This is a genomic window from Lysinibacillus sp. FW301-JW8 (assembly GCF_058788755.1).
This window is the reverse complement of sequence record NZ_JBYTBB010000123.1, coordinates 1-6,415: the sequence shown is the minus strand read 5'-3', so window position 1 is coordinate 6,415 and position 6,415 is coordinate 1. Positions and strand designations below refer to the sequence as shown.

General features: G+C 35.9%; 6 protein-coding genes. 2 read left to right on the top strand and 4 right to left on the bottom strand.

Going from position 1 to position 6,415, the window contains the following annotated elements:
- Window positions 1-208 precede the first annotated feature (208 nt).
- The gene (locus AC3WOM_RS26300) at window positions 209-1,513 is read left to right on the top strand and encodes an alpha/beta hydrolase family protein (RefSeq protein ID WP_492449053.1); all 1,305 of its coding nucleotides are present in this window, start codon (window positions 209-211) and stop codon (window positions 1,511-1,513) included.
- Between the two features lie 152 nt (window positions 1,514-1,665).
- Here the strand turns inward: AC3WOM_RS26300 and AC3WOM_RS26295 are convergent, their stop codons facing one another.
- The 3 genes from AC3WOM_RS26295 to AC3WOM_RS26285 are packed head-to-tail and all read right to left on the bottom strand — an operon-like array spanning window position 1,666 to window position 3,961.
- Window positions 1,666-2,931 carry an MFS transporter gene (locus AC3WOM_RS26295; RefSeq protein WP_492449050.1) on the bottom strand — a complete coding sequence of 422 codons (1,266 nt, stop codon included), beginning with the start codon at window positions 2,929-2,931 and terminating at the stop codon, window positions 1,666-1,668.
- A gap of 33 nt (window positions 2,932-2,964) precedes the next feature.
- Window positions 2,965-3,285 (bottom strand): DsrE/DsrF/TusD sulfur relay family protein, encoded by a 321-nt coding sequence (locus AC3WOM_RS26290; protein WP_492449047.1) that lies wholly within the window; start codon window positions 3,283-3,285, stop codon window positions 2,965-2,967.
- Window positions 3,286-3,310: 25 nt separating this feature from the next.
- Window positions 3,311-3,961, bottom strand: a complete 651-nt coding sequence (locus AC3WOM_RS26285) for an ArsR/SmtB family transcription factor (protein WP_492449045.1) — start codon at window positions 3,959-3,961, stop codon at window positions 3,311-3,313.
- A 248-nt stretch (window positions 3,962-4,209) separates the two neighbouring features.
- Here AC3WOM_RS26285 and AC3WOM_RS26280 point away from each other — a divergent pair, with 248 nt between their 5' ends.
- Window positions 4,210-4,977: a GNAT family N-acetyltransferase gene (locus AC3WOM_RS26280; protein WP_492449042.1), complete on the top strand. Its 768-nt coding sequence runs from the start codon at window positions 4,210-4,212 to the stop codon at window positions 4,975-4,977.
- A 69-nt stretch (window positions 4,978-5,046) separates the two neighbouring features.
- On the opposite strand, the gene AC3WOM_RS26275 is transcribed toward AC3WOM_RS26280, so the two are convergent.
- Entirely contained in the window at window positions 5,047-6,234 is a 1,188-nt protein-coding gene (locus AC3WOM_RS26275) for an MFS transporter (protein WP_427548767.1), read from the bottom strand.
- Window positions 6,235-6,415 lie beyond the last annotated feature (181 nt).

Genomic DNA, 6,415 nt, shown 5'->3' with positions numbered 1-6,415 from the left:
CTCGTTTTGAAAAAGAGCTATATTTTTTTATTTGTCACCTTGATTTCATTGACATAATAGTATTTCAACAACATGAACGGTAAGCATTAGAGCTTACCGTTTTTTTGCATCTTATTGGCTTGTGAATACAACTTACTGTTTTTCCATATACATCCTTCCATCTGTTTATTATGATGATTTCATAAAATTATGAGGTGGAGGAACAACAATGGGAATTTTACTATTACTAATGGCTGTGATTTTCGAGATTGCTTTTGCAATCTACTGCATAGCGACTAAGCAAAACCATAACAAAATAAAGAATTGGATTAGGATTGCTGTATTTATAGTATTTGTGTTACTTACTATTTCATCAGTGCTTGTCTGGAATTTTAGCTGGGTAATGCTTGCTATACTACTTCTCTTATTAGCCGTAAATGGTACAGTAACTCTTATCCTTAAGAAAACAAATAACAAACCCTACAAAACTTCTAGCATTGTGTGGAAGTCCATTATGATGATAATGACATTTGTATTTGTACTTTCACCTGTCATTATTTTTCCACAGTATCCATCACCAAAAGTGACAGGAGAATATGAAGTCGCCACCGCTACTGAAACATTTTACGATGAAGACCGCATCGAGGAATTTATAGACACGAAACAAAACAGATTCGTGAATGTGGAATTTTGGTATCCAAAAAAGGCAGATGGAACATATCCGCTTTTGGTATTCTCACATGGAGCATATGGTATCAAGGAAAGTAACGCCTCTACATATACTGAGCTGGCAAGCCATGGTTATGTAGTCGTTTCCATCGATCATCCCTATCATTCCTTCTTTACTCGTTCAGAGGATGGAATAGTGACCATGATCAATAAAGATTATTATTATGAAATCACCAATTCTAATAAAGAAGGTATTTACACAAAGGAAGAACTCTATGGGCTCATTCAAAAATGGATGAAGCTACGAACGGACGATATGAATTTTGTCATTGACACAATACTTACAAAAGCCGAAAGTGACAATGACCCCATTTATCAACATATCCATACAGAGAAAATTGGTGTATTTGGTCACTCAATGGGCGGTGCAGCAAGTGTTTGGCTAGACAGAGAGCGTGATGATATAAGTGCAGTAGTAAATATCGATGCCCCTTTCTTTAGTGAACTTATTTATAAGAAAGAACTGGATGATTTTATAGCAAGTAGCAAGGATTTTACAACCCCACTCCTTAACATTTATTCCGATGATGTTTGGAGACAGCTCGAAATTAGTCCCATTTATATAGCAAACAAACCTAATAATGAACACTTCAAAGAAGCATATACTGTTCATCTCCAAGGGGCAAAACATTTAAGCTTGACCGATTTATCGCTTTTCTCTCCTATACTGGCAAATATTCTACAACGTGGAAAAGCTGATATTGATAAATTATATTGTATTGAAACTGAAAATGAATTAATACTGGAATTTTTTGACTCAAAATTAAAGGGCATCGGCCAGTTCACTCCAAAAGAGACATATTGAACTCTTGTCACCATAAATTCAGGAACGGCACAAATATTTGAATAAATTTTAAAAGAGGAAGTCCATTAACCTGAATTGGACCTCCTCTTTTAATCTACTAGAATTATGAAATAGATATAACTTTAGTGTCTTTTAGTGACTTTCTAACTTTATCAAGCTCTTCTAGACCAAATGACAACTGGGATAAGTAATAGGGATAAAAGCCCCCCTACTAAAGATAGTATTGCATAACTTGCATTTGCCACTACCATGCCTGAAAGAGCACCACCTGAAGCTCCTGCGAGTGCCACTAAAACATCCATTTTCCCCTGCGTTTTTGCACGAGTGGAGGGCTCTGTCGAATCTACTATTTGAGCAGTACCACTAATTAAGCCAAAGTTCCAGCCCAATCCTAGTAAAGAAAGTGCAATGATTAATAGCACCATCGAATCACTCGGTGCGAATGCTGCTAATAAACCTGCGAATAACAATGTAATCCCGGAAGCAATACTCATAGCTGTGCGTCCGATTTTATCAACAAGTATTCCTGTTACAAGAGAAGGAAGATACATGGAGCCTACATGAAATCCTATAACAATGCCTACTTCTGTCAGGCCATGCCCATGATGCTTCATATGTACTGGTGTCATCGTCATGATAGCAACCATTACAATCTGAGTAAGTACCATAACTGTTGCACCGACTGCTAGACCTCTTTTATTGGTTGTTGGTTGGATGGATTGAGTATTATTTTCAGATGCAGACTTTTGTTTATGTGCTTCTATCCTTTGCGCAATTTCTAATGGATCAGGTCGCAGCATAATAAATAGGACTAGACCTGCTAAAATAAATGCTGTTGCTGATAAGAGGAATGGACCAGCTAATGCAGGAATACCAATGGATAATGCAAATTTCCCCATGACTTCTACTAAATTCGGACCTGCAACCGCCCCAAATGTAGTCATCACCATGGTTGTGCTAATAGCCTTTGCTCGTTGTTTATTATTTGCTAAATCAGTTCCTGCATAGCGGGCTTGTAAATTGGTTGCGGTACCTGCTCCATAGATTAGAAGTGAGGCAAATAATAAAATGACACTATTCATCATGGCAGCCATCACGACACCTATAGCACCTAGACCTCCTACAATAAACCCTGCTGATAAACCTGTACGACGCCCATAACGCTGTGATAATCTTCCCACAATTAAAGCGGCACCTGCCGACCCTAACGTAAATAAAGCGGACGGTACTCCTGCATAAGCATCCGTTCCTAGCATTTGTTGAGCTAAAAGAGCACCTACCGTGATACCTGCAGCAAGTCCTGCTCCACCGAATATTTGAGATAGACTAACAACCATCAACACACGCTTATATAGACTTTGTAGCTTTTCGGGTGATTCTATATAAAGTTCAACAGAATCTTGTGTTTTACTAAACATTTCATAGCACCTACTTTCTATTTTTCTCAAATGTTAAAACGTGACCATTTTGTCAGCCCATTCGACAACCTGAACACAGTCATCCATTGTAGAAATTGGACAAGAAGATGTTTCATCTAGTAATCTCGATTTTAAACATGTTCCACACGCCAAAAGCTCACCCTTTAATTCTACAAATTTATTCATTTGTACTTTCACATTAAAACTTGGATGCTCAATGGTTTCACATTCTACAGCTTCACCCATTAAAAATATTTTTACTTCATGCTCTTTCATTCGTGCAGCATTCGCAAACCTAAACGCATTCCAGGCTTTCTCTGGCTCTTTTGTCTCTAAAATAATACCTAATTTCATCCCTTATTCCCCCAATTCCATGTAATTATTTCGCTAATTGCTGCCATTCTCTAACGCCCTCTTCTAATCGAAAAGCATTAATTCCACTTGCCTTCAGAATTTTTACAGCTTCGGCAGACATTAAACAATAAGGTCCTCTACAGTATGCAACAACATCACAATTGGTTGGTAAAGATGCTAGATGCGCTTCTAATTCCTCAATAGGAATCGAAACCGCTCCCGGAATATGTGCTTTTTCATATTCTTCCTTAGGTCTTACATCTAGTAACAATACCTCCCCTTTATCCATACGGCTAGCAAGATCTGTAAGAGTGACCCCATCTAATCCAAGTTGATTATTTAAAAACTCTTCCCTTATTTGTTGAACCTGAATAAGTTGTTTTTCAGATAATGCATGGAAGGTAGTTAAAAAATCGGCTATGATTTCATTTGCTAGTTCATAAATAACAAAATTTCCTTCTTTTTTAAACATGACTAGTCTTGCATTAAATAGTACTTTTAAATGTTGCGATACATTCGCTACTGACATATCTGTACTTTTGGCTAATGCCTCCACAGATTTAGGGCCTTGTGATAAAATATCAAGAATTTCTAATCGTTTTGGACTTGATAGGCATTTCCCTATTCTTGCAAATTCTTGATATAATAAGTCCTTTAAATTTCGTTCATCAACCATTCAACAAACCACCCTTCAACTATTCAATTAATTTATTGAATAGTTGAATTTTATGCTTAAAAGCAACCTTTTGTCAAACAAGAAAGGGGTTCAGTTGACTTATATTAAAAAATGAAAGGAAAAATTATTAAACATATTTTCTGAAAATTATGGGAGGATATAAAAATGGTGAACTCCGTATTTTTTATCTTTCATTGACTTTATAATGAAATATAGTGCGCACTACTAAAAGTGGAAGGTTGAAAACTATGAAAACAAATCAACAATTAGTGATAAGTAATTTAGAGGAAAAACTAAAACTGTTTACTCATGTAATTTCTGGACAATTGATAAAGGAAGTTGACTTTGTAATAGCCAACACAGAGATTCCTACTGATACATTTAATATGTTATTAGCAAAATCCCCTACAATTCATAACGAAAATCATATTAAACAAGGAATCAATGATTTCATTGTAAAAAAACATCCTTTCAGTACGTGGGTGGATGTCAACAATCTAAGCGATGATTGGCTGCAATTGATAAAGGAATATGACTTAAAGGAAGCTGAACGAAATATTATGATGAATCTTGACCATACACATTATACCGGTCAACGAATTTCCAATCATCTTAACATTACACAAGTAAGCAATAAGGAAGGGCTTCTACAATATAAAGAGGTTTTTCTAAGTTTATTTGAAGGAACACCTGAAAGAGATGCGCTAGAAATTTATTTTCATAAATTCTCACAGGAAAAATTAGCATCAAATGCTCGAATGTTTATTGGTTGTATAAAGGAAATGCCTGTAGCTACAGGATTATTAATCGAAAGTAATGATAGCTATGGTATTTATGATGTGATGACAAAAGAAACGTTTAGGGGCAAAGGCTATGGCAGTGAGATGTTTCAGTTCCTACTCAGTCAAACAATCGATAAACAAAAGCCAGTAGTCTTACAGGCATCAGAGGACGGAAAAAATATTTATAAACGCTTCGGATTTAAAGAAGTCGGAGAAATGATTGTCTTTGAATAAGGCTTAGGTATGCCTATAAAGTAGAGCCCATTTTGACACAAACTCAAAATGGACTCTTACTTTTTTTCATTATTGTACCTGCATCACAACATTCTTTTTCTTTGAATAAAGTAAAAAAGAAATCGTTAGACTCACGCTTATAATCCCAAAAACAAGCCCCATTCCACTTAGTCCAATTAAATCAAGCATCATCCCTGTTGATAATAAGACAACCTGAAAGATGACAGAATCAATCATATTGCGGAAGGAGAAAAATCGACCGTGGAAATCTTTAGGTACTTGCTTTTGAAAAATGACCATAGTAGTTGGGAAAAAGCATCCTACTGAAAATCCAAAAACGCCAAATGTCAGTAGTGCAAAGAATTTTATATCTGATAATAAGAGCATTAGCTCCATTGAACCAATAATAAATGCTAAGGTGAAGAGCAATGTCCCTATTTTCACCCGCTCTGCTATCATCTTCAAGCCAGCTGCTCCCAGCATAAAACCGATGCCTTCAACTGTGTATAATAATCCTGAGATAGTCGTTGACTGATGAATTTCGGAAATCTTCATAATGACTAAATTAAAGGATCCTAAAAATAATGTTGGAATAAGCATTAGGACTAGAGTCATCAAGACAATAGGATGCTCCTTTACCATTGGTAGAACCTCTTTGAAGTTACCCTTTTCCTTATTCGCTAAAGATGAATTTTCCGTTTCATCCAACTGTAGGAAACTTGTAATAATAAACATAATAATATAGACGATAAATGAAATAATGTACAACCATTTCAGCTCAAAGAAGCTTAACATAAATCCTGCTGCGGCAGTACCAATAATCCTCGAAATTGTCCGTGCATTCATTTGCCATGCATTTAAGGCCATTAAATCATTATCCTTAACGATCATAGGAATAATTGATTGAAGGGCAGGCATATAAAAGGCTGCCGCAATTTGCAAGGTTATTAAAAAAAGAATCATCCAAATAACCGAATTTGTATAAAGTGCCATAAACATAAAAAGAACACTAATAATTCGTGCGACACTTGCCTGCTGTACAACAGTTTTCTTCCTCGATCGATCAATAATGCGTCCAGCCAATGGACCAACTACTAGACCCGCTAATATACCGCAAGAAATAATTAAAGATTTGTGAAAATCAGAAGGTACAACCTCTTGCATAAAAGCGAGATTTCCTATAATTCCAGCCCACAAGCCAAGACCTACAACAAATTCACCTAATAAAATAATCCATACATTCCGATTGTGCCACATGCTGTATCTCCCCTGCTGTTCCATATTCAATTAATATCACTCATCGTAACAAAATGAAAATAGTTCGTATATAGAAATATATAAATTTTTAAATATTTTATTTCGGCTCTTCACCAAAACATGTGCTTGACTAAGAGCCATACTGAATCCATTCGGCATTGCATTCTAGTAAAATTGTCTC

Excerpts from the sequence above, each read along its gene's own strand:
- AC3WOM_RS26300 (WP_492449053.1), top strand. The coding sequence starts at position 209 with ATGGGAATTTTACTATTACTAATGGCTGTGATTTTCGAGATTGCTTTT.
- AC3WOM_RS26280 (WP_492449042.1), top strand. The coding sequence starts at position 4,210 with ATGAAAACAAATCAACAATTAGTGATAAGTAATTTAGAGGAAAAACTA.
- AC3WOM_RS26295 (WP_492449050.1), bottom strand. The coding sequence starts at position 2,931 with ATGTTTAGTAAAACACAAGATTCTGTTGAACTTTATATAGAATCACCC.
- AC3WOM_RS26275 (WP_427548767.1), bottom strand. The coding sequence starts at position 6,234 with ATGTGGCACAATCGGAATGTATGGATTATTTTATTAGGTGAATTTGTT.
- AC3WOM_RS26285 (WP_492449045.1), bottom strand. The coding sequence starts at position 3,961 with ATGGTTGATGAACGAAATTTAAAGGACTTATTATATCAAGAATTTGCA.
- AC3WOM_RS26290 (WP_492449047.1), bottom strand. The coding sequence starts at position 3,285 with ATGAAATTAGGTATTATTTTAGAGACAAAAGAGCCAGAGAAAGCCTGG.